Source organism: Sorangium sp. So ce321 (assembly GCF_051530195.1).
Lineage (GTDB): Bacteria > Myxococcota_A > Polyangia > Polyangiales > Polyangiaceae > Sorangium.
Genome location: NZ_CP150329.1, coordinates 5,461,981 through 5,484,705 on the forward strand (window position 1 = coordinate 5,461,981; position 22,725 = coordinate 5,484,705).

Consider the following 22,725-nt stretch of genomic DNA (forward strand, 5'->3'; position numbering starts at 1 on the left):
CACGTCTGGCAGCTCGGCAGCTACTTCTCCGTCGACGCCTCGGCCTCCGCGAGCGTCCGCGCCGCGCCGGGCGTCGGCGCCCCCGAGAGCACGAGCCGGCCGACGAGGAGGCCGATCACGGCCGCCACGGCCGAGGCGAGCAGGACGCCGAGCTTGGCCGCGGCGAGCTTCGTGGCGTCGTCGAACGCGAGGCCCGCGATGAAGATCGCCATCGTGAAGCCGATGCCCGCGACGCAGCCCACGACGGCGATCCCCCGCCAGCCGACGCCGCGCGGCAGGGCGCAGACGCCGAGCCGCACCATCGCGAAGCTCGCGAGGAACACGCCGAGCGGCTTGCCCACGACAAGGCCGAGCATGACCCCGAGCAGGATCGCCCCGGAGGCCGCGTGGCCCAGCGACGAGCCGTCGACGCGGACGCCGGCGTTGGCGAAGGCGAACAGCGGCATGATGCCGTAGGCGACCCACGGGTGCAGCCCCGCCTGGAGCCGGACGACGGGCGCCAGCGCCTCGCGCTGGGCCGTCTTGATCCGCCGGAGGGGGCTCAGCAGCTCATCGGCCCGGTAGCCCTCGCGCCCGACGAGCGCGCCGACCTCGTCCACCACGCCGCGGGCCGCCTTGAGGAACCCGTGGCTGCCGTACCAGGAGCGCGCAGGCGTCAGCAGCCCGATGACGACGCCGGCGATCGTCGGGTGGACGCCGGCGCGGAGCATGCCCCACCAGAGCAAGGCGCCGGGGGCCAAGTAGGCCGCGGGGCGGCGCACGCCGAAGCGCTGGAGCACGAGCACGGCCAGCACGCCGCCTCCCGCGATGAGCAGCCCGGTCCACGCGACGCCCGACGAGTAGAACAGCGCGATGACGATGATCGCGCCGATGTCATCGATGATCGCGAGCGCGAGCAGGAGCACGCGCAGGGCAGGGGGCACGCGCTTGCCGAGCAGGGCCAGCACGCCCACCGCGAACGCGATGTCGGTCGCCATGGGGACGCCCCAGCCGTGCCGCGAGACAGGCGATGCGTTGAGCGACAGGTAGAGGAGCGCGGGCGCGACCATGCCGCCCACCGCGGCGGCGACCGGCAGCGCCGCGCGCTTGAGATCCGAGAGCTCCCCCTCGTGGATCTCTCGCCGGATCTCCAGGCCGACGACGAAGAAGAAGACCGTCATCAGCCCCTCGTTGATCCAGAAGTGGAGGGACTGCGTGAACACCAGCGAGCCGGCGCCGATCGTGATCGGGACGTGCCAGAGGTGCTCGTACGCGCCGCCCCACGGCGAGTTCGCCCAGGCGAGGGCGACGACGGACGCGACCAAGAGGACGATCCCGCTGGCCGCCTCGACGTGGAGGAAGCGATCGAGCGGGCCGAGGACGCGCTGGGCGAGGCGGCGCGCGGGGGCCCAGGTTCCGGGGGCGAGCTGAGAGTGCGGTCGATTCAATGGACCACCGGGGCGCGAGCGACGTCGCGCGCTGGGGGAAGGCGGCCCGACCGTCCCGTGATGACCTGTCGCGGCGCTCCACGGCCACGACACCCGCACGGGAGAATACTCATCCGGGCCATCGAATCCAGCGCGAACGAGCGCGCCGGGCCAGGTTGCGCTGCCGCGGAGACGGTGAGGCGCATGGCTGCGGACCGGCCGGGTACCTCGCTGCGGACCGGCCGGGGGCCCCGCTGCGGAGACGCCTGAGCGGCCGCTGCGAAGCCGAGCGGAAGCGGAAAGGAGAAGAGCTCGATCCGACGCGCAGTGTGGATCGTGAGCTGGCCGCGATGCACCGTGGGTCGGGGAGGTGACGGATGACGCGGGTTGCTCTCGACCTGGCCGCGGTGGCGGCGTTCCTCGTCACGCGGCACGGCGCTGCGCTCGGCGACGCGGCCATCGACATCCGCCCGCTCCACGGCGGGCTCTGCTCGGACGTCGCGCTGATCACCGCGCGGCTCCGCGGCGGCGCGCGGCCGCGACGCGTCGCGCTGGTGGCCAAGCTCGTCGACGGCGCGCGGGAGGCGGCCGTGTACCGGAGGCTCTCGACGTCCGTCGCGCGGCGCTTCTCGCCCGAGCTGCTCGGGGCACAGCGGCTCGGGCGCCGGCGCTGGCTGCTCTACCTGGAGCGGATCGTCCCGGCGCACCCCTGGCCCTGGACCGACAGCGCGCACACCGCCCGGGTGCTCGAGCAGCTGGCGCGGTTCCACGGGGAGACGGCGCCGGGCGCTGCCCTGCCGGCGTGGGACTACGAGGCGGAGAGCCTGGCCGCGGCGCGGGGCACCCTCTCGGTGGCCGAGCGGCTGCCCCGCGGCGAGATCCCCGCGCTCGCCCGGGCCATGCCCGCGCTGCGGCGGGTGGTCGCGGCGCTGCCCGCGATGCGCCGCCAGCTCCTCGCGTTCCAGCCGCTCGGCACCACCGTGATCCACGGGGACGTGCACCCGGGCAACGTCATGATCCGCCGGCGCGGCGGCGTCGCCGAGCCGGTGCTGCTCGACTGGGCGCGCGCGCGGGTCGGCTCGCCGCTCGAGGACGTGAGCTCGTGGCTCCAGGCCCTCGGCTACTGGGAGCCGGAGGCGAGGCGCCGCCACGACACGCTGCTCGCCGGCTACCTCGCGGCGCGCGGCCTCGCCCCGGCGCTCACCCGGCCGCTGCGCGACGTCTACTGGTTCGCGGCCGCGTCCAACGCGCTCGCGGGCGCGCTCGGGTACCACCTCTCGATCGTCTCGATCGCGCGCGACAGCCGCGCCGGCCAGCCCGGCGCCGCTTCCGACGCGCGCGCGGCGGCGGCCCGGAACGCGGCGGACTGGCTGCGCGTCATCCGCCGGGCCGACGCGTGCTGGAGCTGACGTGCTCGCGGTCGTCGAAGCGCAGCAAGACGCCGCGCTCGCCCTGCCACGAGACCGACGTGAGGCTGGCGTTGCCCGGCCGGAACGGCTCCCAGCGGGCGGGTGGGACGCCGTGCAGCGCCCCGAGGATCTGACCGATGACGCCCGCGTGCGTGACCACGAGCACGCGCTGCCCCGGGTGCGCCGCGGCGATGGAGCAGATCGCCGCGAGGCAGCGGGCGCGGAGCTCGCGGTAGCTCTCTCCGCCGGGCCAGCGAAAATCGTCGTCGTCCTGGCGCAGGTTCGCTTCCCAGAGGGCGGCGTGCCGCGCCTTGACCTCCTCGATCGGCGCGCCGTCCACGTCGCCGCAGGAGATCTCGCGCAGGCCCTCGTGCGGGCGCACCGGGCCCCACACGCCCGCCGCGATCCGCGCCGTCTCGAGCGCGCGGCTGAGCGGGCTCGCGTACACGGCGTCGAACGCCGGGCCCGCGGCGAGGCGGCGGCCCAGCGCCTCGGCCTCCTGTCTGCCCTGCGCGTCGAGCGGCGTGTCGGTCCACCCGCTCATCGGGGTGCCTGGACCAGCTCGGTTGCCGGCGGTGCGGCCGTGGCGGACGAGGAACAAGAGGCAGGGTTGCATGGCTCGGGCGCGCGCAGGGCCGCTCGGCGCCAGGCTAGCGTGGGCGGCCGCGCCCGAGCGAGCGCCGCGGCCGCCCGGATCGTCCCTGCGCCGCAGCGCGGATGAGCTCGGGCGCCCTCGCGGCCTCCGTCACCCGCGTGCTGGAGCACGCACCAGCGCGGCAGCGCGCCCGCACGCGGGCTCTTCCGCTGCGCTGTTCATCGCCGGCCATGGCGCCTAGACTGGGCGACGGTCGATGGCCACCTGCTCCGTGTGTCGCGTAGCCTATCCGGACAACGTGGCGACCTGCCCGGAGCACGGCGGCGCGCTGCTGCCGGACGAGGCCTTCTCCGGCGACGACCTGGAGCTCCAGCCGGGCGCGATGATCGGCGAGTACCGCGTCGAGCGGATGCTCGGCGCAGGGACGTTCGGCGACGTCTACGCGGGGGAGCACCCGCTCATCGGCAAGCGGGTCGCGATCAAGGTCCTGAACCGGCGGTTCGCGTCCGATCCGACGGTCGTGTCGCGCTTCGTCGGCGAGGCGCGCGCGGTGAACCGCATCCGCCACCGCAACATCATCGACATCTTCTCCTTCGGCGTCATCGACGAGCGGCACTACTTCGTCATGGAGCTGCTCGACGGGCTCACGCTCGGCGCGCTGATCCGGCGCGAGCGTCGCCTGTCGCCGGGCCGCGCCGCGTCGCTCCTCGAGGGCATCGCCGACGCGCTCGACGCCGCGCACGCGGCGGGGATCACGCACCGCGATCTGAAGCCCGAGAACATCTTCGTCGCGACCGAGAAGGGCGGCCGCTACTTCCCCAAGCTGCTCGACTTCGGCGTGGCGAAGCTCGCGGACGAGGCCCTCGCCCACAAGACGGCCACGGGCGTCGCGGTCGGGACGCCCGCCTACATGTCGCCCGAGCAGGTCCGCGGAAAGGCCGTGGACCATCGCGCGGACATCTACGCCCTCGGCGTGATCGCCCACGAGATGCTCACGGGGACGCTGCTCTTCCAGGCCGACTCGGCGATGGACGTGATGATGATGCACCTCCTCAACGAGCCGCCGCGGGCGTCGAGCGTCTGCGCGGACCTCCCGCCGGAGCTCGACGCTCCGGTGCTGGCGATGCTCGCGAAGCGCGCCCAGGAGCGGCCGCCGTCGGCCGGCGCGGCGGTGCAGGCGCTCGTCGAGCAGGTGCGCAAGCTCGGCCTCGAGGGGCTCGACGGCGCCGGCGCGTCGCGGCCCCGGAGCGGCGAGCGCGCCGTGTCCATCGGGCCGCGGCACATCAGCGCCGACGCGGCGACCGCCGCCGTCGCCGCCGTCGCGCCAGAGGCCGAGGCTGAGGCCGAGCCCGAGCGAGCCGGCACCTCCGGCACGCTGCGCAGCCCTGGAGCGAGCGGCAGCGGGGCGGCCGGGCGCACCGAGCCCATGCTGCCGGCGGCGCCGGGCGACGCGGAGGCGGCGCCGGGCGACGCGGGCCCCGTCGAGGTCGGCCGGACCGTGGCGCTCGCTCCGCTCCCTGACGCCCCGCTCGCCGCGCCCGCCCGGGCGCCGACGACCGTGGCCCGCCGCGCCGGGGTGCTCGCGGTGCTGCTGCTGGGCGGCGCGGTGGCCGTGGCGCTCGCGTGGCCGCGCGCCGGCGGTGACGCCATCTCGCCTCCGGACGCAGCGCCGGCGGCCACGGCGCCCGGCGGGGCCGCCACGGCGCCCGGCGGGGCCGCCACGGGCCCGGGCGCCGCCGGCGTGCCGCCCGGCGAGGCGGAGGCGCCCGGCGAGGCCGGCGCGGCCGCCAGCGGGTCGGCGCAGGCGGCGCCGGCCGCCGCGAAGGCCAGCGCCACCTCCGCGCCGGCCGCGGGCTCGGGCGCCCGGCCGAGCCGCCCGCGCAAGCACCACGCCGACCTGGAGAAGCCAGCGTTCGACAGCCTCGTCGGAGCACCCTGACCATGAAGCGAACGCACGGATTGTCGCTCGCGCTCGCGCTGGCGCTCGCGGGCTGCGCGAACCTCTCGCTCCTCGAGGAGGACGTGTGCGGCAACCGCGTCGTCGAGGAGCCGGACGAGGCCTGCGACGGGCAGGAAGGCTGCGGCGCGCCCGGGAGCGCGCACCAGTGCCGCTACCTCTGCGGCGCCGACGGGCTCGCGTGCCCCGACGGCCACGGGTGCGGCGCGGACGGCGTCTGCCGGCGCCCCAGCGGCGCGTTCGAGGAGCTGGCGACGCGCGGCACGGTCAACGCGATGGAGCTCTCGACCGGCGACATCAACGCCGACGGCTGCGACGAGCTCGTGCACACGACGCTCCAGGGCACCACGATCACGGCGTTCCCGAGCCAGGCGCCCGGCCTGTGCGCGCAGGCGGAGCAGGCGCTGCGGATCTCCCGCGCGACGTCCGAGGAGGAGACCTCGCCCGCGCCGCTGCTGCGCGACATGACGGGCGACGGCCAGCTCGACCTCGTCGTCCCCGGGCGGGGAGACGTGGTGGCCGCGCAGGGCGACGCGGCGAACGGCCTCTTCGTGTACTCCGCCCCCGAGAGCGTCACCATCGCGCCCACGCTCTACTCGACCACGCGCCTCGACAGCGAGGCCGCGCGCCTCCTGTCGGTGCGGCTGCGCGGCCGCGACGCCGCGCTGATCTTCCTCGGAGCAGCCGCCGCGGCGAGCGACGCCGGCAGCGACGGCGGCATCGCCTGCGAGCCGCCGTCCGGCGGCCCTGGCCGCGTCGCGGTGATGTCGGACCCGGAAAAGATGCCGCAGACGCTCGCCGGGGAGGTGGTGGACCCGGGCGAGATCGCCGCCGTGGTCGCCGCCGATATCGTCGAGGGCGCCGCCGGCAGCGACGCCTGCGACGAGGCGATCGTGGCGAGGCGGTGCGACGATCGGATCCGGATCCACGCCGTGTGCGGCCCCGGAGGCTCGTTCGAGCTCTCGGACCTGCCCGAGGTGCAGCTCGGCGGCGGCGCGAGGATCCGCAACATCAACGCCTCGCTCGCCGTGCACGACCAGAACGGCGACGGCCAGCTCGACCTCATCGTGAACGCCATCCGAGGCGACCTCGGCGAGATCCATGTCGCGTACGGCGTCGGCGGGGGGCGCTTCCACTCGACGCCGACCGCGCCTCCCGACGGCGTGGCCGACCAGCGCACCGGCGCGCTCTCGCTGGGCAACGCGGTCCTCGAGGGAGCGCTCGCCGATCCGTACGCGATCTTCGTCGCCGGCGATTTCAACGCGTCCCGCCCGGGACCCGAGCTCATGCCGCTGGAATGCCCTTCCGGCACGACGCTGTTCCAGTCGCCGGTCTGCAGCCCCATCGCGGGAGGGTGCGAGGCGGTCGGCGCGGACGTGAACGCCGACGGCCACCTCGACATCGTCGCGACCGCGGCGCAGCTCCCCGACCTCGCGATCCTCACCGGCGCGTCGGACGGCACCTTTTACCCGCAGCGCATCGCGACGCGGTGCCCGCCTCACTACCTCGCCGTCGCCGACGTCGACGGTGACCGGGTGAACGACATCGCCTACTTCGATCAGCAGGCGCGGCCTTCGTCTCCGCAGCCGTGGACTTTGCTCGACATCGCCTACGGCAACGCCTTCTCCGCCCCGTCCCCGCCGGCCGGACACGGCCGGCTCGACCTGGCCGCTGGCCTCGTCGCGGGGCGCGTCATCAAGGGGGCGACGAGCGCCCAGCTCGTCGCCGTGCGCGGCCTCCCGCGCGCGATGGATCGGGCGCCCGGCTCCGGGCTCGCGCTCATCGAGGGGGGCAGCGAGCGCCTCATCCGCGCGCCGTTCTACTTCCCCGTGCCCGGTATGCCCGTGCCCGGTAACATGCCCCCGGATGGGCCCATGGGCGGTGGCGCGCCGAGCTCCATCCTGCCCGTGCGCCTGCTGGGCGTCGCGGGCGGCGTGCTCGCGGTCGAGGACGACGGCACCCCGGTGCACTTCCTCGCCGCGGTCACGGAGCACATCGCCTCCGGGCCCGCTCCCGCGCCGGAGGGCGCGCAGCTCTCGCAGCTCTGGCTGATCACGGTCTCGCCCGAGGGCGACAACCTCGCCGCCGCGGCCTCCGGCCGGCCCGAGGAGGGGGAGCCCCCGTGCGAAGCGTGCGTGCTCGCGCCGATCGACACGGACGGCGACGGCCGCGATGAGCTCGTGTGGCTCGACGACGGCGAGCTCGCCGTTTACGCGGCGGACGGCGGGCCGCTGGTCGAGCGCTCCCGGCAGAAGACCGCGTACCGCTTCAAGGCGGTCGTGGAGCGGGCGGCGGTCATGGAGCACGCGAGCCCGCCGAAGTACGCGCCGCGCCCGCTCGTCGCGGATCTGGACGGCGACGGGCAGAAGGATCTCCTCGCCCGCGCGGACACAGGGAAGATCATCGCCTTCTGGGGTCGCGCCGGCGGCGGCTTCGACGAGGCGGAGCTCGCCGCGCCGGAGCCGCCCTGCGACGGCGACGAGGCCTGCGTGGGCCTCGCCGTGGCGCTGCTCAACGCCGACGCCGACGCCGCGCTCGAGGTGGCCGTGGCCGGGCCCGGGCGGCTCGAGCTGTACGACCTCGACGCCGGCGCGCGGCAGCTCCGCCCTCTCGGCGCCCCGTTTCCTGGCCCCCCGCCGGACGCCACCAGCGATTTCGTCGCCCTCGGCGCGGCCGACTTCGACGGCGATGGCGTCGACGATCTCGCCGTGGCGATGAGCTCCGCCTTCCTGAAGGTGTTCCGCGGCGCGCCGGTGCTGCAATGAGGGCGGCGGCTCGCTCCCTGGTCCTCTGGGCTTGCGTGAGCCTCGCCGCGGCGCCCGCCGCGGCCCTGGCGGACGCGCGCCCCACGCCCGGACAGGCGGCGCGGGCGGAGGACTTCTTCAACGCCGGCGCGCAGGCGTACGACGCGGGCCAGTACCAGGTCGCCGCGGAGGCGTTCCTGGAGGCGCACGAGCTCGTGCCGAGCCCGTCGCTGCTGTTCTCGGCGGCGCAGGCCTTCCGGCGGCAGTACCTCACGCAGGCGGCGCCGGACGCGCTGCGCCGCGCGGTCGCGCTCTACCGCGATTACCTGCGCGCGGATCCGAAGGCAGCGCGCCGCGAGGAGGCGGTCGACGCGCTGGAGGCGCTCGTCCCGCTGGAGGCGCGCCTCGCCGGCGAGGGCCCCGCGGGCGAGGGGGCCGCGACGGGGGCGGCTTCCGCCGGCGGGCGCGGGGACGCCGCGGCCGCGAGCCCGCCGGTGGGCGGCACGCGGCTGCTCCTTTCCTCGCGGGCCGAGGGCGCCCGGGTGTCGGTGGATGGCCAGCCGTTCGTCCCGGCGCCGCTCGTCGCGCCGGTCGCCCCTGGCCCGCACCGCGTGCGGGTGCAGGCGACCGGGCATTACGAGGAGGAGCTCACGGTGGTCGCGGTCTCTGGCGAGCTGATGCCGGCGCACGTCGTGCTGCGGCCGAAGCCGGCGCAGCTGCACGTGACCGGCACCGGCGGCGCGCGGGTCGCTGTCGACGGGCAGGAGCGGGCGACGGTGCCGACGGCGGCCCCGATCGCGGTGGAGCCGGGCGCGCATGTCGTCGAGGTCTCGCTGCCAGGGCACCAGGTTTACCGGCAGGAGATCCGGGTGGCGCACGAGCAGACGGTCCGGTTCGACGCCGATCTCCGCATGACGCCCCGGCGCATCGCGGCGTGGGCGGTGCTCGGCGTCGGGGCGGCGGGCGTCGTCGCGACGGGCGCGCTCGCGGGGCTCGCCCTCGCGCGCCAGGGCGAGGCGGTCGAGCTGCGGGACAGGCAGGACGCGAGCTCGCTCACGCCGTCGGAGCGGGATCGCTACAACGCCGCCGTGAACGCCCGCGGCCGGCTCGGCGCGGCGGCGGCCATCGCCGGCGGCGTGTCGTTCGCGGCGTTCGCCGTGGGCTTCCGGCTCTTCGCCTTCGACGAGCCGAAGCTCGCCGGCGCGCCCGCCGCGCCGGCGCCCCCGAAGGCCCCCGGCGGCGCGGGGGCCGAGTTCACTGTCGGGCTCCTGTCGGCGGGCGTGCGGGGGCGGTTCTGAGGGCGCCTCACTTGCCGTAGGCCACGCGCCACACGGTGTTGCTCTGGTCGTCGGTCACCAGCAGCGCGCCGTCCTTGGCCACGGCGACGCCGACCGGACGGCCCCACACGTCGCCGGTGCTCGTGACGAAGCCGGTCATGAAGTCCTCGTAATGGCCCGCCGCCTTGCCGTCCTTGACCGGGATGCGGATCACCTTGTATCCGGTGCGCCGCGAGCGGTTCCACGAGCCGTGCTCCGCGGCGAAGATGTGGCCCTGGTAGTCGGCCGGGAACTGCTGGCCCGTGTAGAAGCAGAGGTCGAGGGACGCCGAGTGCGACTGGATCAGCACGTCCGGCACGATCACCTTGTCTTTCAGCTCGGGGTGCTTGCCCTCGTGCCGCGGATCCTGGCGCGGGCCGAGGTAGTACCAGGGCCAGCCGTAGAAGCCGCCCTCTTGCACGTGCGTCACGTAATCGGGGACCAGGTTGTCGCCCAGCTCGTCTCGCTCGTTCACGCTGGTCCAGAGCGCGCCCGTCGCCGGCTCGATGGCCAGGCCGACCGGATTGCGGATGCCGGACGCATGGAGCGTCTCGTTCTTGCCGTCGGGCGTGAAGGACAGGATGCAGGCGCGGCGGTGCTCGTCCTCGTCGTCGTCGACATTGGAGCGGGAGCCCACGGACACGAACATCCGCTGGTTGTCCTTGCTGAAGGCGATATCGCGGGTCCAGTGGCCGCCGCCGCCCACCGCCTCCTTGCCCGAGGGGATGTCGGTGATCAGCGGCTCGGCCGGCCCGCTCGCCTTGGTGTCGCCCGCCTTGTAGGGGAACCGCACCACGCTGTCGGTGTTCGCGACGTAGACGTGCGTCGGCGCGTCGGTGCCGGAGGGATAGAAGGCGATGCCGAAGGGGCGATTGAGGTCCTCGGCGTAGACGCTGCGGACGTCGGCCTTGCCGTCGCCGTCCGTGTCCCGGAGCACCGCCACCCGGTCGGCGCCGCTCTCGGCCACGAACACATCGCCGTTCGGCGCCACCTGCACGACGCGGGGCTCCTCCAGGCCTGTGGCGAGCTCGGTGACGGCGAACCCCGATGGCACTTTGGGGAACATCCCCGGTTGACGATCTGCCTTGCTCGGCCTGTTGGTCACCGACTCATCTTCGTTGGGCGCGGGGAGATCGGCGACGGTGATCTTGCGTTTGACGCCTGGCGCGTCCGTGCTCCAGTCGCCCAGCGCATCGGCGCCGGTGAGGATCCTGTCGGTGGGCGCTGGCTGCGGTGTCGTGACCTCGGCGCGCTTGGGCGAGCACGCGGCCAGCGCGCCCGCGCCGACCAGGAGCACCTGCGCCACCCGGAGCCGGGCCCACTGGCGGTCAGATCTTCTGTTGTCCATGGACTGTAGTTGCCATTCGGCTCCTCTTCTGTCCACGGATCTCTGTCTGTCCACGGCTCTGGTCGACGGATGAGCCCGCCAATCCGCGCTCGAGCTACCGGCTCAGGGCGGCGGGAAGCGAAGGATGAAGCCGCTCGTGCTCGGCGACTCGACGGGACCTGTTCCGAGGTCGATGGAACCTTCGAAGACGCCCGCGACCCAGAGCGCGCCGTCGGAGGTGCGCGCCATGCCGTCGGCGGATCCGGCGCTCGACGTGTACCGCTGGGTCGCGGTGACCCCCGAGGGGGCGCGCGCGTGCAGCAAGAAGGGGCTGTATTGACCGTCGGCGCCCTCGTCGTGACGACCCGCCGCGTAGACGCCACCCGCCATGTCGGGCGCGAGGCCGTACATCGCGCCGCCTGGCTTTGGCGTGATTACCCACTCGGCGGTCCCGCTCTCGGTGAGCTTCGCGACGAACGGCGTCCCGGTGATGGCCGCGTTCACCGTCGTCCCGAGCACATCGCTCTCGCCGCTCACCGTGCCTGCCAGGAACGTGCCCTCGCCGACGGCGATCTCATTGCCCATGTTGATCTCGGGCCCGCCGAAGCGCCGCGCGAACCGGATCTCCCCCGAGCTCGAGAAGCGAGCGACGAAGCCCATCGTCGTCGCGCCGGCGGGCTTCTCCAGCGCCGTGCCGTCGATGGTCACCGGGCGGTCCATGTAGCCCGTGATCGACACGTCGCCGTCGTCGTGCGTGGCGATGCCGGCCACGGCGCCTTGATTGCCGCCGGGGTTGACGAACACCTTGGCCCAGGCGAAGTCGCCGTCAGGCGTCAGCTTCAAGAGGAACGGAGACTGGCCGTGCGCCGGCATGAGGCCGCTGCCGAAGTCGACCTCCCAGAAGACATTGCCGCCCACGTAGACATGGTCCGTCGCGTCGGTCGCGATCGCGAGGCAGTGATCCTCGGCGATCGAGCCGAAGCTTCTCGCCCAGAGCACGGCGCCCCCGCCGTCGAGCTTGGCCACCATCACGTCGGGATAGGTCGCGCTCCACGGGCCCGCCAGCGTCGTGCTCCCGATCTTGACATCGCCCTTGACGTCGCCCGCGAAGAGCACGTTGCCCGCTCCATCGGCGGTCACGGTGGTCACCGCGGACTGCAGCGTCGTCACGATCGGCGCTGACCAGCGCAGGGCGCCGTCGCGATCGAGATGGATGAGGAACGCGCCCCGCTCGGTGATCATCTGGTCGCCCAGCATGACCCCTCCGCGCCCCTCGCCGCCCACGTAAACGCCGCCGTCCGCGGCCGCGGCAATGGCAGTGTTGACCACCCTGCTGGGCGGCGTCGCCGTCGGATGGAGGAATGTGGCGGCGGGAGCGGCGAAGCCCTCATCCTCGCCCCCGCTCCCGCCGGTCCCGTCGCCACCGACGCCCGTCCCGCCGTTGCCGCCATTGCCGCCATTGCCGCCGTTGCCGCCGTTGCCGCCGTTGCCGCCGTTGCCGCCGCCGCTGCTCACGGTCGTCGTGCCGACGCCCCCGGAGCCGCCGCCACCCGGGCCGGGCGGATCGCCCGTGTCACCGCAAGCCGCGCACAGGAGCCCCAGAGTCATCCAGTTCAGGATCCGCATCCATGTAATGTAGACGAGCGCGGCCGCGCTTGCGCATCAGTCGAGCGCCGTCGCTCGACCGAGCACGGAAGCAGCGCGCCGGCGGCCCTCGCAAGGATGGGAGTCCTGGTATGGCGCTCTGGGGCGCGTTGCTCCGGTCTGCTTCAGGGGTTCACGGCTCGCTCGTCGGCCCGGCGCGCGCGGCGTCGATGAGGGCGCCGAGCAGCGCGGCGAGCTCGCGCTCGAACGACGGTCCCCGCGCGATGGGCTCGCCGCCGACGACCCTGGCGCTCACGGCGCCGAGCGTGCCCCGTAGCGCCTGCAAGCCGAGGCGCCCGCGCTCGGGGCTGACCGTCGCGGCCGTGACGCCGACGACCTTGCGCTCGAGCTCGCCGGTGCCGATCACCCAGTCGATCGCGTTCTTGAGGGCGCCCGGCAAGCTGTGGCCGTACTCGGGCGAGGCGATCAGCAGCGCGTCGCTCGCCGCGATGGCGCGCCGCCATTCTCCGACCGCCGGAGGCGCGCCGCTCGCCTCGATATCCGGGTTGAAGAAGGGCAGCTCGCGAATACCGTCGTACAGGACGAGCTCGACCCCTTCAGGGGCCATGGCTCTGGCCGTGTGGAGCAGCATCAGGTTCGATGATCTCGCTTGAAGGCTCCCGCAGATGCCGAGTATACGCATCGGGTCCCTCTCAGCCCCCGACGCGCGCCGCGCGGAAGAAGGACTCCGTGTCCGAGAGCCGGGAGCCCGGGCGCGCGCTGGGCAGGTAGCGCCCGAGCAGCTCCGGGGCGCGCACCTCCTCCTTCAGATCGAACGCGAGCCCTGAGAGGAACCCGCCCAGGCCGCCGCGCGGCAGACCCCACTTCACTGGCTCGCCGAGGAGCCGGAGCCTCTGCTCGTCCAGCCAGCTCGCGCCCGGCGTGTCGAGCCGCCCCTCGGGCGTCACGGCCACCGCGGTGCCCACGAACTGGCTGCCTTCACCGCTGTGCGCGTGGACGGCCTGAAAGGTCGCGCGCACCTCGGCCTCCGCCAGGTACATGAGCAGCCCCTCGGCGAGGAAGGCCGTGGCCGCGCGCGGATCGTAGCCGGGCAGCGACGAGAGCACCTCGTCGAGGGTGCGCTGCGTGAAGTCGACGGGGAGCAGCGTGAGGTTCGGCGCCACGCCGCCGTGCGCATCGAGCGCGGCGCGCTTGGCGCCCTGGGTGGCGGGGTGATCGATCTCCCAGAAGCGGACGCCGGGGAGCGCGCGGTGCAGCCGGTAGGCGAGCGTGTCGAAGCCCGCGCCGAGCACCACCATCTGCGAGCAGCCTGCGGCGAGCGCGGTGCGGACCTGGTCCTCGATCCAGCGCCTGCGGAGCCCGAACCCGAGCGCCATGCTCGGGGGCGGATGCCGCTCGAAGCGGCGCAGGGACGCGCGGACGAGGGGGGCCTCGAGCAGCGGCGCGACGAGCCGGTAGAACCTGCCGTGCAGCCCTGGGATCGCCTCCAGGAACCAGCGCGACGCGGCGGCGGCCTCGGGCGGCACGATCGCGCCGAACGCCGGGTGGCGGGAGAGCAGCACGAGGTAAGCGGCGACGATCTCGGCGGTTCGGCTGGGCGTTTGCGCGCGCATCGGTTCCTCCTGGAGGCGACGCGGAAGCAGACCACAAACGCGCAGGGCGAGCGATCGAGAAGGCGACCCGCGAGGTCAGCCGCGGCGGGCGCCGCGCACAAACCTCCATCGACAGCGGGAGGCGCCCGGGACGACGGGCAGTCGAACATTCAGGTCCGGCGCGGCCGTCCGGCTGTCCAACGACCGATCTGGCAATCACCTGCGGCGCGAAGCGCCGTCGGTTGCATTGCCTTGCTGGGCGGCCAACGCGGCGGTACGTCCGCCGTACGGGCCCCGCAGCGTCCCGGCGCGTCGGGTACTGCCAGATCCAGAGCTCGTTCGGCCCGACTTCCGACCGGGAGCCGCACTACGCAGCGGACGCGCCGGCTCGTTGTTGTGCTGTCGTGCTGGTTCCCGCGCTCAACGCCCAAGGCTGGAGTGCACGAGGAACTGCGAGAAGTGCTCGAGAAACTCGCTCTTCGAGAGATATCCGTCGCTGGTGATGTCGCTCGTCCGGAAGAACTTCGCGATCTCCTCCTCGCGGTGCCCGAGGGCGCGGAGCCTGGCGTCGATCTCCGCCCATGCCAGGCGACCGTCTTTGTTCGCGTCGATTTCCTCGAAGACCTGGCCCATCGAATCGCGGAGCATGGCCCGCGAGATGGCCTCCCGGAACTCCGCCTCCAGCATGTCGAGGAACGAGTCCTCCTCGTCCTCCGTGAGCCAGGGGTTCAGCACCGTCGAGCGGAGCACGGTGATGGTGTTCCCCTCGGACCCGCCGACGCCCAGGCGGCGCTTGTAGCTGTCGAGGAACGCCTTGCCGTAATGGGCCTGCTCGAAATCCGTGGTGCTCACGATGAGATCGTGGCTCGCGACGTCCTCGCCCGGCTTGATGCTCAGCACCTCGTAGATGGCCTTGTTGAGCCTGTTCGCCTGGTCCAGGCTCGCGTTGAGCCGGCCGTCCGCGTGCTTGAAGTTGAACGCGTAACACAGGATGTTCACGTCCGGTCCGAGCTCCGGCAAGAGCGCCATGGCCTGCGCGTCGGCCAGGAGCTCCTCGTCGCGCTTTCGGTCGATCCTGTCGCGGATGAACTGGATCTGCTCCTCTGCTGCTGCCGATGACGGCGACGACGGAGTAGACGGGCCTCCGCTCGGCGAGGCACGCCTTGAGGATCTTCCGGAGCGCGGGGATGCTCATCCGGGCGTCCTCGTCGAGGGGCACGTCGATCACGTTGGCGGCCCCGATGCCCAGAATCGCGGCCCCCTTGGGAAATGAATAGTGCTTCGTCGCCGGGACGAGGATCACGGGCGGCCCGCCGAGCGCGCCACAGAAGCGGCGGAAGAATTCATGCATCCCCAGGCTCTGCGGCGAGTAGTTTCGCGGGCGTGGGCGGCCGCGCCTGCCGTTCGACCGCGCGGTCATGCTGCTGACGCTCCTCTCGGGCCTGCGCGCGCCCGGGGGCGCGAAACCCTTCGGTGACGTCCTGTTGCCTGTCGGCGCCCGAGCGCTACGGGAGGCAGGTCGTGATCCGCACGCTCATGACGTCGCTATTGAAGTTCAAGGCCTTGGCCATTCATGGCCTCAGGCTGCGACTGGAGCGCTTCGAGCGAAGTCCGCCATTTGCTCGCGCAGTGCCTTCTGGAAGGCAGGCCGCGCCTCACAGCGCTTGACGTAGGCGTCGAGCACGGGAAACTCGGCCACCAGGTCTGTGTGCCGGATGAGCCTCAGCACGGTCGTCATCAGGACGTCCGCCGCGGTGAAGCGATCGACCAGGTAGTCGCGCCCGTCGAGCCAAGCGGAGAGCGCGCTGAGCCGTACTTTCACCGCCTCCACGGCTCCGGGACGCCGCAGCTTCGCCCACTGTTCTTCGCTTTGCTGCAGGTCCATCACGGAGAGGTTCTGGATCGGCGGCTCGACCGTGTTGAGCGCGGCGAACATCCAGGTGACCGTGCTCGCGCGGCCGTGCCGATCGGCGGGCATCAGCGCCTCGGAGTCCGCGGCGATGTGGTGCACGATGGCGCCCGACTCGAACAGCCCCTGACCATCCGCTTCGAACGTCGGTACCATCCCGAAGGGGTGCTTCTGACGGTATGCGGACGAGCTCCGCTCCTCGAGATCGATCAGCCTGACCTCATAGGGGAGCCCGGCCTCCTCCAGCGCCCAGCGCACGCGCAAGTCGCGAACGAGCCCCTGGGCGAACGGCGGGACCCAGCGAAATCCCGTGACGGTGATCTTGTCCATCTGGATTCTTTGCCTCTGTGGAGTTGTGTTCCTCGGCGATGGCGCCGATCCTCTGGATGACCTTCGGCCATCCTTCGCTCATGCCCACGCGGCGCGTGCTCACGCGCTGTCCGCCGGCGACGAGAGGTTTAACGCAGGGGCAGCGCCCCTGGGAGCAACAAACGTGTCGCGAATCCGGTGAGCGGCGGTGCCGGGTCGCGCAGGAGGAAGTTCTGTCAACCGGCAGGTTCCGTAGCTCGGGCTGGACGCCTCCGAAGCGTGGGCGACCGCCGAGGCCGCGGGCGAGGCGGCGGCCACGACGTCACGGCGTCATCGGCAGCGCGACCAGGATGTTCATGTTGCACATCTCGTTCTGCGTGCCCCACCCTGGCAGCACGGGGGCCTCGGCGTCGCGCGTGTCGAAGGTGCATGTCACCTCGACCGAGGAGCCCGGGTCGAGCAGCGGCGGCGTGCGGTACCAGTACACGCTTTGCCAGTGGACATCCCAGTCGTCCACGCGCGCGATGCAGCTCTCCTGCGCCCCCGACGCCACGCGCAGGTCGAAGGTGCGCCCGCGCTCGTGCATGTGCGGCATCACGCCGAGCACCTCGATCGGGGGCAGCGCCGGGTCGAGCGCGAGCTCCGCCCGCGTCCTGCGCCACGTGTAGGCAGCGTCCTGCTGGCCGGGCGGCAGCGTGTCCGGACCCTCGGGCTCGAAGAGGCTCGTGAGGAAGCCGTCGTCCCCGAGGAACACGGCGCGCCGCTCCACGGTGTCCTCATAGCGGAGCCGCATGCGCGTCGAGTCCTCGGCCGCGGCGTCCGCGTGGTCATGCAGGTTGTAATGCACCTGGACGACGAAATGGTCCTTCGAGGCGACCGGCGCCCCGGTGCCGCCGGGGAACTCGACAACGTCCTGCCCGGGCGCCCAGGCGAACAGCGGCTGGAACGGCATCTCGTCGGCCGGGCCGCCGAAGCACTCCCAGCCGGGCCGGTCTGGCGAGGCGCCGTCGAGCTCCGTCATCACATCCTGGTTCGTCTTGCCCTCCACCAGCGACGCTTCCGAGGGAGTCACCCGAAAGACGGTGACGTGATGAACGATGGACCGGACCCCGGGAGTCACCTGATATCCGGTGATGAAGCGGTCCGCCTCGATGCCCGGGTCCACCTGGAAGCACCGCCACTCGTCGTGCGCCGCGAGGGGATTGGCGGGGTCGACCATGGGGGTGATCGGCGGCGTCGCGTAGTCGACCCCGCCCTCCAGCGTGGGCACGGGCGGGGCCGGCGGCGCGCCCGCCCGGTCTCCCTCGGCGCGCGCCCCGGCCGCCCAGCGATGGATGATGTCGAGCTCCTCGGCGGTGAGCGTCGCCTCGTCCTTGAAGTCGCCGCACGAGCCGTCGTGCGTCACGAGAAACGGGGGCATATGGCCGCCCTGCACGGCGTCGTCGATCGCGCCGGCGCGCGCCTTCGCCGAGATGTAGTCGTCCAGGCGGAAGGGCGCGAGCCCGCCCTCCTGATGACACGCGGTGCACCTGGACGTGGTTATCGGCGCGACGTCCTGCCAGAACGTGGGCTCCGGCGTCGGCTCGCGCTCCTGCGCCGCGCATCCGAGCGAGAGCGCGAGCGGCACGACGGCCGAGAGGCCGCGCGCGTGGAGGGGCATGGTCGTCGTTCGCGTCGATCGAATCGATCGCCTCGGGTCGTGCTGCTTCAAGCGGGCCTCCCTGAAATGTGTATAATGTACACGTTTAAGTGTGTGGTATACGCAGTCGAGAGATGGCTGTCAAACCACAGAGGCGTCGGAAAACGGCGACGGAGTACAGCGGCGGCGGCGACGCCGTGCGCAGCCTGGAGCTCCTCTGGGGGGCCAGGAAGCGGCCGAACCGGGGGCCCAAGCCTGGCCTGAGCGTCGATCAGATCGTGCGGGCCGCCATCGAGCTCGCCGACGGCGAGGGGCTCTCGGCGCTGTCGATGCAGCGGGTCGCCGGGAAGCTCGGGTTCACCACGATGTCGCTCTACCGGTACGTTCCGAGCAAGGCCGAGCTCCTGGATCTCATGCTGGACACCGTCGCGGGGGAGCTACCCCTCGTCGACGACGTCCCCGGGGGGTGGCGGGCCAAGCTCGAGGCGGCGGCGCTCGCGGACTGGGCGCTGTACCACCGCCATCCGTGGTTCTTGCACGTAACGCCGGTGCGCCCCGTGATGGGGCCGAACGGGATGGCGGCGTACGACGCGGAGCTCCGCGCGGTCTGCGGGATCGGCCTCAGCGACCGCGAGGTGATCGCCGCCGTCCACCTCGTCGACGGGTACGTCCGCGGCGCGGCGAGGCACTCGGTGGACGCGGCCGAGGCCGAGCGGGAGACCGGCATCACCGACGAGCAGTGGTGGTCCGAGCGCGCGTACTTCTGGGACAAGCTCTTCGACCCGGAGCGCCTCCCGACGATGGCGAAGCTGATGCGCTCGGGCGCCTTCGACGAGCACCCCTTCACGGAGGAGGTGTTCCTGTTCGGCCTGCAGCGCGTGCTCGAGGGCATCGAGGCGCTCGTCCGAGCGCGCTCCCTCGACCGTGACGAAACTTGTGACGAAACGGGGACTCTGGCGCGTGAGTGTGACGAAACTCCCGGCGGCACCCCTCGGCGTGAGGATCGGCCGACGTGCGCGCAGTGCGGCGGCGAGATCGCCCAGCCTGCCACGGGGCGGCCGCGGGCTTACTGCTCACGGGCCTGCCAGCAGCGCGCTTACCGGGCGCGCAACGCGTCGCCGCCCGCGGCCCGCTAACCGGTCGGGTGGCAGGTGAACGATGTCCCTATGCCGCCGCCGGGCCAGGCCGGGCCGCATCGGCCTCGGGCGGGCTGGGGGAAGGCGCCGCGATCGATCCGCACTGCCCCACGCGAGGGAAGCGGCGCTCGACGAAGGCCCGCGGCGTGACCCCCAGGAGCTCGCGAAACTCGGCGTTCAGGTGCGGCTGGTCCGAGAAGCCGAGCTCGGCGGCGAGCTGCGCCCAGCTCGAGGTGCCGACCCTCGAGAGGACGCGCCGGAGGCGCGCGATCCGGGCATAGCGCTTGGGAGACACGCCGATCTCGTCCTGGAACAGCCTCCGCAGCTGCCGCTCGCTCAGCCCGAGCCGCTGCGCCAGCGCGTGTACCCGCTCGGGCGGGAGGTCGGCGCCGCCGTCGAGCAGGCTGGTGGCGCGGTCCAGGAGCCTCACACGCGAGGCGCCGTCCATGACCCGCTCACCGCGCGCGCCCTCGAGGATGAGCTCTTCGAGCGTCCGGAGCACCTCGCCGACGTCGCCCTCCGCCGTGGCGAGCTCGTCGAGAGCCCGTGCGCCGCGCGCGCCCCACAGCTCGTCCACCGAGACGGCGCGGTCGGCGAGCTCGTGGAGCGCGGCGCCCAGGAGCGGGCGGGCGCAGCCCGCGCGGAGCCCCACGCGCACGAAGAGCGGCTTCGACGGGCCTGCCTTGTACCTGGCGCGGGTGCTGGGACCGACGGCCAGGAGCTCGCTCTTGTCGGCTGATGGCCTGCAGAAGACGAGCGACGCACCTGTATCCGGCAGGCGCGCCCACGTCGAGGCGTCACCCGGTCGAGCCGCCACCACGATGCTCGACACGTAAGGTCGCAGCGGCGCCGGAGGCAGCAAGACGCGCTCGAACGGCACATGCATCGAGTCGGCATTCTACGCGCCGGGGCGCCGAGCGGCAACGACGCCGTGATGTCCGATTTCTTCAAGATGCCACCGTGTGTCCGCCGCAAGCTGACCTCTCGAGGGCACGCGAGGCGCGTGGGCCGCAAAGAAGAGGGACGCACAGATGATCCTGATAACGGGTGCCACCGGCACCATCGGTCGAGAGGTCGTGAGGCAGCTGGTCGAGGGGGGCGCGCCGGTCCGCGCGTTGACCCGGGATCCGGCGAAGGCGGCGTCGCTCGGTCGCGAGGTGGAGCTGGTCCGCGGCGACTTCGAGGAGCCTGCCTCGCTGCGGCCCGCGCTCGAAGGGGTCGAGGCGCTGTTCATGCTCAGCGCGCCGGGCCCGTCCATCGCGGCGCATGACGTGACGATGGTCGACGCAGCGCAGAAGAGCGGCGTGAAGAGGCTGGTGAAGCTCTCGGCCTTCGGCGCCGATCTCCCGTCGCGGATCGGAGACTGGCACCGGGCCGGCGAGCAAGCGGTGCGGATATCGGGCCTCGCGTGGACCCTGCTCCGGCCGGTGGGGTTCGCGTCGAACGTGCTGCAATGGGCGGCGGCCATCCGTGCGGGCGGGGTGGTGCCCCTCTCGACGGGAGACGGCCGGCAAGGGATCATCCACCCAGGCGACGTGGCGGCCGTCGCCGTCGCGGCGCTGACGTCGGCTCGTCACGACGGCAGCACGTACACGCTCACCGGCCCCGAGCTGATGAGCGCCCGTGATCAGGTGGCGAGTCTGGCGAGAGCGATTGGGCGCTCCATCGAGACGACGGATGTTCCGCCGGACAGGTTGCGCGATCAGATGCTGGCGGCGGGCGCCGCGCGCGAGCTCGCGGAGACCGTCTTCGAGGGGGTCAGCTTCCTGCGCGAAGACAAGGCCGCGGTGCTGAGCGACGACGTCGAGGCGGTGCTCGGCCGCGAGCCGCTGCGCTTCGAGGCGTGGGTGCGCGAGAATCTGGCGGCGTTCGGCGGGGCGCCGGGCGCGGTGTGATGGGACGAGGCGTCGAGAGCCGCCGAGATGTGCCAGCGCCGTGAGCTCCGCTCGACCGGACATCGGCCGGAGGGTACTCCGGAGCTCGCGCCGACGAGCCGATCTGGCGCGGCCGCGCGGCCCTGACGCGGAGCTCGGCCGAGGGGGGTCAGCAGGGTCGACGATGCAGACGCGACGTTCACACGACGCCTTCTCCCCGGCGCGCCGAGGAGTGCCTGCGACTTGCGGGGCGGGGGCGCGCCGGCTCGGGGCGGAGATAGCCGACCACGAGGGAGCACAGCTCCTCCACGAAGGCGTCGCCCTGGAGGTACTCGGGGCGTTCGGTCGTCACGGCATACGCGAGCGCATTGACCGAGTGGACGAGGATGAACACGGCCATGTCGAGGTCGCGCGGGCGGATGTCCTTCGCGCGAGGCGCGAGGAAGGCGCGCACCGCGCGGAAGAGCTTCGGCTCGTGGGAGTCCAGGTAGCCGAGCTGGCGCATGCGCGGCAAGAGCTCGTGCAGCGCCTGGTGCAGCCGGGGATCGGCTGCCTTCTCCGCGAGCACCTCGCCGATGAGCTCCGCGAGCGCCACGCGCAGGGGCGCGCCCGCGAGCTTCGCCACCCCGGCCTCGAACCTCGCGAGCGACCTGGCGCGGTGGTGATCCATGACCGCCATCACCAGCCCCTCCTTGCTCGAGAAGTACTGGTACAGCGAGCCGACGCTGACCCCCGCCTCCTGCGCGATGCGGTTGGTGCTGGCTGCCTCGTAGCCATCCTTGACGAGAACGCGAGCGGTCGCCGTGAGGATGGCGTCGTAGGTCACCTGGGACCGCGTCTGGCGGGGCTTTCTTCGGCGGGAAAGCGATGCACTCGTCTGCATGAAGGCTCCTTGCGGAAACGTGAACACAAGGCGAGTTGAGAACGTGAGCGGGAGCTCACATTCTTAGCACATGCGAACTCCTTCCTCACGGCATGAATCCCGTTCCTCTTCGTCTCGAGCCGCCCGGGCCTCGGGCCCGTTCCCGTACCGGGGCCGACGCGCGCTCGTCACCGGCGCCTCCTCGGGCATCGGCGAGTCGTTTGCCCGCGAGCTCGCCGCGCGCGGCATGGACCTCGTCCTCGTGGCGCGCTCCGAGGGCAAGCTCCGCGCGCTGGCCTCGGAGCTGGCGAAGCGCCACGGCGTCGGGGTCGAGGTGGTGGCCTCGGACCTCAGCCAGGACGGGGCGGCGCGCGCGCTCCACGCGCGGTGCGAGGAGAAGGGCCTGCACGTGGACTTGCTCGTCAACAACGCGGCGTTCGGCACGCACGGGCCGTTCCACGAGGCCCCTTTCGCCAGACAGCACGAGCAGGTGACGCTCAACGTCACCGCCGTGGTGGACCTGAGCCACCTCTTCCTTCCGGGCATGGTCGAGCGCGGCGAGGGAGGGATCATCAACGTGGCCTCGATCGCCGCTTACCAGCCCTTGCCGTACATGGCGACGTACGGAGCGACCAAGGCATTCGTGCTCTCCTTCACGGAGGCGCTGTGGGCGGAGAACCGCGAGCGCGGGGTGCGCCTCCTCGCCCTGTGCCCGGGCCCGGTGGAGACGGGCTTCTTCGACGTGGTGGGGACACGCGAGGTGGCAGTCGGGCCGATGGCCACACCGGAGCAGGTGGTCCTTGCGGGCCTGCGCGGCCTGGAGAAGGGGAGTCCCTCGCTGATCGTGGGCTTGCGGAACTGGGTGCAGTCCAGCTTGCCGCGCTTGTTCCCGCGTGAGCTCGCCTTGCGCATCGCCTCGGGGATGATGAAGCCGCGCGCCCCGGCTGTCCTGGCGGCCACCTCCAGAGGACATCTCCGCTAGCGATCGTTCGCGGGCCGGCCCCTGACGTCGAGGAGCTCGTCGAGCTGATAAGGAGCCGTCCGG

At 72.8% G+C, this 22,725-nt stretch carries 18 protein-coding genes; 7 read left to right on the forward strand and 11 right to left on the reverse strand.

The features are described 5' to 3' along the window. Positions 1 to 20: 20 nt before the first annotated feature. Entirely contained in the window at positions 21 to 1,427 is a 1,407-nt protein-coding gene (gene nhaA / locus WME89_RS20115) for a Na+/H+ antiporter NhaA (protein ID WP_438010737.1), read from the reverse strand. A gap of 356 nt (positions 1,428 to 1,783) precedes the next feature. Between nhaA and WME89_RS20120 the strand changes: the two genes are divergently transcribed. After that, positions 1,784 to 2,815 carry a phosphotransferase family protein gene (locus WME89_RS20120; RefSeq protein WP_438010738.1) on the forward strand — a complete coding sequence of 344 codons (1,032 nt, stop codon included), beginning with the start codon at positions 1,784 to 1,786 and terminating at the stop codon, positions 2,813 to 2,815. On the opposite strand, the gene WME89_RS20125 is transcribed toward WME89_RS20120, so the two are convergent. Further along, positions 2,784 to 3,431: a histidine phosphatase family protein gene (locus WME89_RS20125; RefSeq protein ID WP_438010739.1), complete on the reverse strand. Its 648-nt coding sequence runs from the start codon at positions 3,429 to 3,431 to the stop codon at positions 2,784 to 2,786. The genes WME89_RS20120 and WME89_RS20125 overlap by 32 nt on opposite strands. Before the next feature lie 250 nt (positions 3,432 to 3,681). On the opposite strand from WME89_RS20125, the gene WME89_RS20130 reads away from it, so the two are divergent. The 3 genes from WME89_RS20130 to WME89_RS20140 are packed head-to-tail and all read left to right on the forward strand — an operon-like array spanning position 3,682 to position 9,409. Further along, positions 3,682 to 5,349, forward strand: coding sequence for a serine/threonine-protein kinase (locus WME89_RS20130; protein WP_438010740.1), 1,668 nt, complete (start codon positions 3,682 to 3,684; stop codon positions 5,347 to 5,349). A 2-nt stretch (positions 5,350 to 5,351) separates the two neighbouring features. Then, positions 5,352 to 8,132: an FG-GAP-like repeat-containing protein gene (locus WME89_RS20135; protein ID WP_438010741.1), complete on the forward strand. Its 2,781-nt coding sequence runs from the start codon at positions 5,352 to 5,354 to the stop codon at positions 8,130 to 8,132. Further along, positions 8,129 to 9,409, forward strand: coding sequence for a PEGA domain-containing protein (locus WME89_RS20140; protein WP_438010742.1), 1,281 nt, complete (start codon positions 8,129 to 8,131; stop codon positions 9,407 to 9,409). The genes WME89_RS20135 and WME89_RS20140 overlap by 4 nt, the downstream gene beginning before the upstream one ends. Positions 9,410 to 9,416: 7 nt before the next feature. Here WME89_RS20140 and WME89_RS20145 read toward each other — a convergent pair whose 3' ends face one another. From WME89_RS20145 to WME89_RS20175, 7 genes are all read right to left on the reverse strand, one after another. Continuing rightward, complete coding sequence (locus WME89_RS20145) at positions 9,417 to 10,775, reverse strand: PQQ-dependent sugar dehydrogenase (RefSeq protein ID WP_438010743.1); 1,359 nt, start codon at positions 10,773 to 10,775, stop codon at positions 9,417 to 9,419. A 102-nt stretch (positions 10,776 to 10,877) separates the two neighbouring features. Beyond that, positions 10,878 to 12,380, reverse strand: a complete 1,503-nt coding sequence (locus WME89_RS20150; protein WP_438010744.1) for a hypothetical protein — start codon at positions 12,378 to 12,380, stop codon at positions 10,878 to 10,880. A 151-nt stretch (positions 12,381 to 12,531) separates the two neighbouring features. Beyond that, entirely contained in the window at positions 12,532 to 13,041 is a 510-nt protein-coding gene (locus WME89_RS20155; RefSeq protein WP_438010745.1) for an NADPH-dependent FMN reductase, read from the reverse strand. Positions 13,042 to 13,051: 10 nt separating this feature from the next. After that, positions 13,052 to 13,972, reverse strand: coding sequence for a class I SAM-dependent methyltransferase (locus WME89_RS20160; protein ID WP_438010746.1), 921 nt, complete (start codon positions 13,970 to 13,972; stop codon positions 13,052 to 13,054). Between the two features lie 399 nt (positions 13,973 to 14,371). Continuing rightward, positions 14,372 to 14,980, reverse strand: a complete 609-nt coding sequence (locus WME89_RS20165) for an EF-hand domain-containing protein (protein WP_438010747.1) — start codon at positions 14,978 to 14,980, stop codon at positions 14,372 to 14,374. Positions 14,981 to 15,530: 550 nt separating this feature from the next. Further along, positions 15,531 to 16,190: a glutathione S-transferase family protein gene (locus tag WME89_RS20170; RefSeq protein ID WP_438010748.1), complete on the reverse strand. Its 660-nt coding sequence runs from the start codon at positions 16,188 to 16,190 to the stop codon at positions 15,531 to 15,533. A gap of 301 nt (positions 16,191 to 16,491) precedes the next feature. Then, entirely contained in the window at positions 16,492 to 17,829 is a 1,338-nt protein-coding gene (locus tag WME89_RS20175) for a hypothetical protein (protein ID WP_438010749.1), read from the reverse strand. A gap of 113 nt (positions 17,830 to 17,942) precedes the next feature. On the opposite strand from WME89_RS20175, the gene WME89_RS20180 reads away from it, so the two are divergent. After that, complete coding sequence (locus WME89_RS20180) at positions 17,943 to 18,944, forward strand: TetR/AcrR family transcriptional regulator (RefSeq protein WP_438010750.1); 1,002 nt, start codon at positions 17,943 to 17,945, stop codon at positions 18,942 to 18,944. 28 nt (positions 18,945 to 18,972) lie between these two features. Here the strand turns inward: WME89_RS20180 and WME89_RS20185 are convergent, their stop codons facing one another. Then, positions 18,973 to 19,830 carry a helix-turn-helix domain-containing protein gene (locus tag WME89_RS20185; protein ID WP_438010751.1) on the reverse strand — a complete coding sequence of 286 codons (858 nt, stop codon included), beginning with the start codon at positions 19,828 to 19,830 and terminating at the stop codon, positions 18,973 to 18,975. A gap of 145 nt (positions 19,831 to 19,975) precedes the next feature. Here WME89_RS20185 and WME89_RS20190 point away from each other — a divergent pair, with 145 nt between their 5' ends. After that, positions 19,976 to 20,839, forward strand: a complete 864-nt coding sequence (locus WME89_RS20190; protein ID WP_438010752.1) for an NAD(P)H-binding protein — start codon at positions 19,976 to 19,978, stop codon at positions 20,837 to 20,839. Between the two features lie 178 nt (positions 20,840 to 21,017). Here the strand turns inward: WME89_RS20190 and WME89_RS20195 are convergent, their stop codons facing one another. Next, entirely contained in the window at positions 21,018 to 21,701 is a 684-nt protein-coding gene (locus WME89_RS20195) for a TetR/AcrR family transcriptional regulator (RefSeq protein ID WP_438010753.1), read from the reverse strand. A gap of 70 nt (positions 21,702 to 21,771) precedes the next feature. Between WME89_RS20195 and WME89_RS20200 the strand changes: the two genes are divergently transcribed. Then, positions 21,772 to 22,662: an SDR family NAD(P)-dependent oxidoreductase gene (locus WME89_RS20200; RefSeq protein ID WP_438010754.1), complete on the forward strand. Its 891-nt coding sequence runs from the start codon at positions 21,772 to 21,774 to the stop codon at positions 22,660 to 22,662. The last annotated feature ends 63 nt before the right edge of the window (positions 22,663 to 22,725 follow it).

Excerpts from the sequence above, each read along its gene's own strand:
- WME89_RS20120 (WP_438010738.1), top strand. The coding sequence starts at position 1,784 with ATGACGCGGGTTGCTCTCGACCTGGCCGCGGTGGCGGCGTTCCTCGTC.
- WME89_RS20125 (WP_438010739.1), bottom strand. The coding sequence starts at position 3,431 with ATGCAACCCTGCCTCTTGTTCCTCGTCCGCCACGGCCGCACCGCCGGC.
- WME89_RS20135 (WP_438010741.1), top strand. The coding sequence starts at position 5,352 with ATGAAGCGAACGCACGGATTGTCGCTCGCGCTCGCGCTGGCGCTCGCG.
- WME89_RS20140 (WP_438010742.1), top strand. The coding sequence starts at position 8,129 with ATGAGGGCGGCGGCTCGCTCCCTGGTCCTCTGGGCTTGCGTGAGCCTC.
- WME89_RS20145 (WP_438010743.1), bottom strand. The coding sequence starts at position 10,775 with ATGGACAACAGAAGATCTGACCGCCAGTGGGCCCGGCTCCGGGTGGCG.
- WME89_RS20150 (WP_438010744.1), bottom strand. The coding sequence starts at position 12,380 with ATGCGGATCCTGAACTGGATGACTCTGGGGCTCCTGTGCGCGGCTTGC.
- WME89_RS20155 (WP_438010745.1), bottom strand. The coding sequence starts at position 13,041 with ATGCGTATACTCGGCATCTGCGGGAGCCTTCAAGCGAGATCATCGAAC.
- WME89_RS20160 (WP_438010746.1), bottom strand. The coding sequence starts at position 13,972 with ATGCGCGCGCAAACGCCCAGCCGAACCGCCGAGATCGTCGCCGCTTAC.
- WME89_RS20165 (WP_438010747.1), bottom strand. The coding sequence starts at position 14,980 with ATGGCGCTCTTGCCGGAGCTCGGACCGGACGTGAACATCCTGTGTTAC.
- WME89_RS20170 (WP_438010748.1), bottom strand. The coding sequence starts at position 16,190 with ATGGACAAGATCACCGTCACGGGATTTCGCTGGGTCCCGCCGTTCGCC.
- WME89_RS20175 (WP_438010749.1), bottom strand. The coding sequence starts at position 17,829 with ATGCCCCTCCACGCGCGCGGCCTCTCGGCCGTCGTGCCGCTCGCGCTC.
- WME89_RS20180 (WP_438010750.1), top strand. The coding sequence starts at position 17,943 with ATGGCTGTCAAACCACAGAGGCGTCGGAAAACGGCGACGGAGTACAGC.
- WME89_RS20185 (WP_438010751.1), bottom strand. The coding sequence starts at position 19,830 with ATGCATGTGCCGTTCGAGCGCGTCTTGCTGCCTCCGGCGCCGCTGCGA.
- WME89_RS20190 (WP_438010752.1), top strand. The coding sequence starts at position 19,976 with ATGATCCTGATAACGGGTGCCACCGGCACCATCGGTCGAGAGGTCGTG.
- WME89_RS20195 (WP_438010753.1), bottom strand. The coding sequence starts at position 21,701 with ATGCAGACGAGTGCATCGCTTTCCCGCCGAAGAAAGCCCCGCCAGACG.
- WME89_RS20200 (WP_438010754.1), top strand. The coding sequence starts at position 21,772 with ATGCGAACTCCTTCCTCACGGCATGAATCCCGTTCCTCTTCGTCTCGA.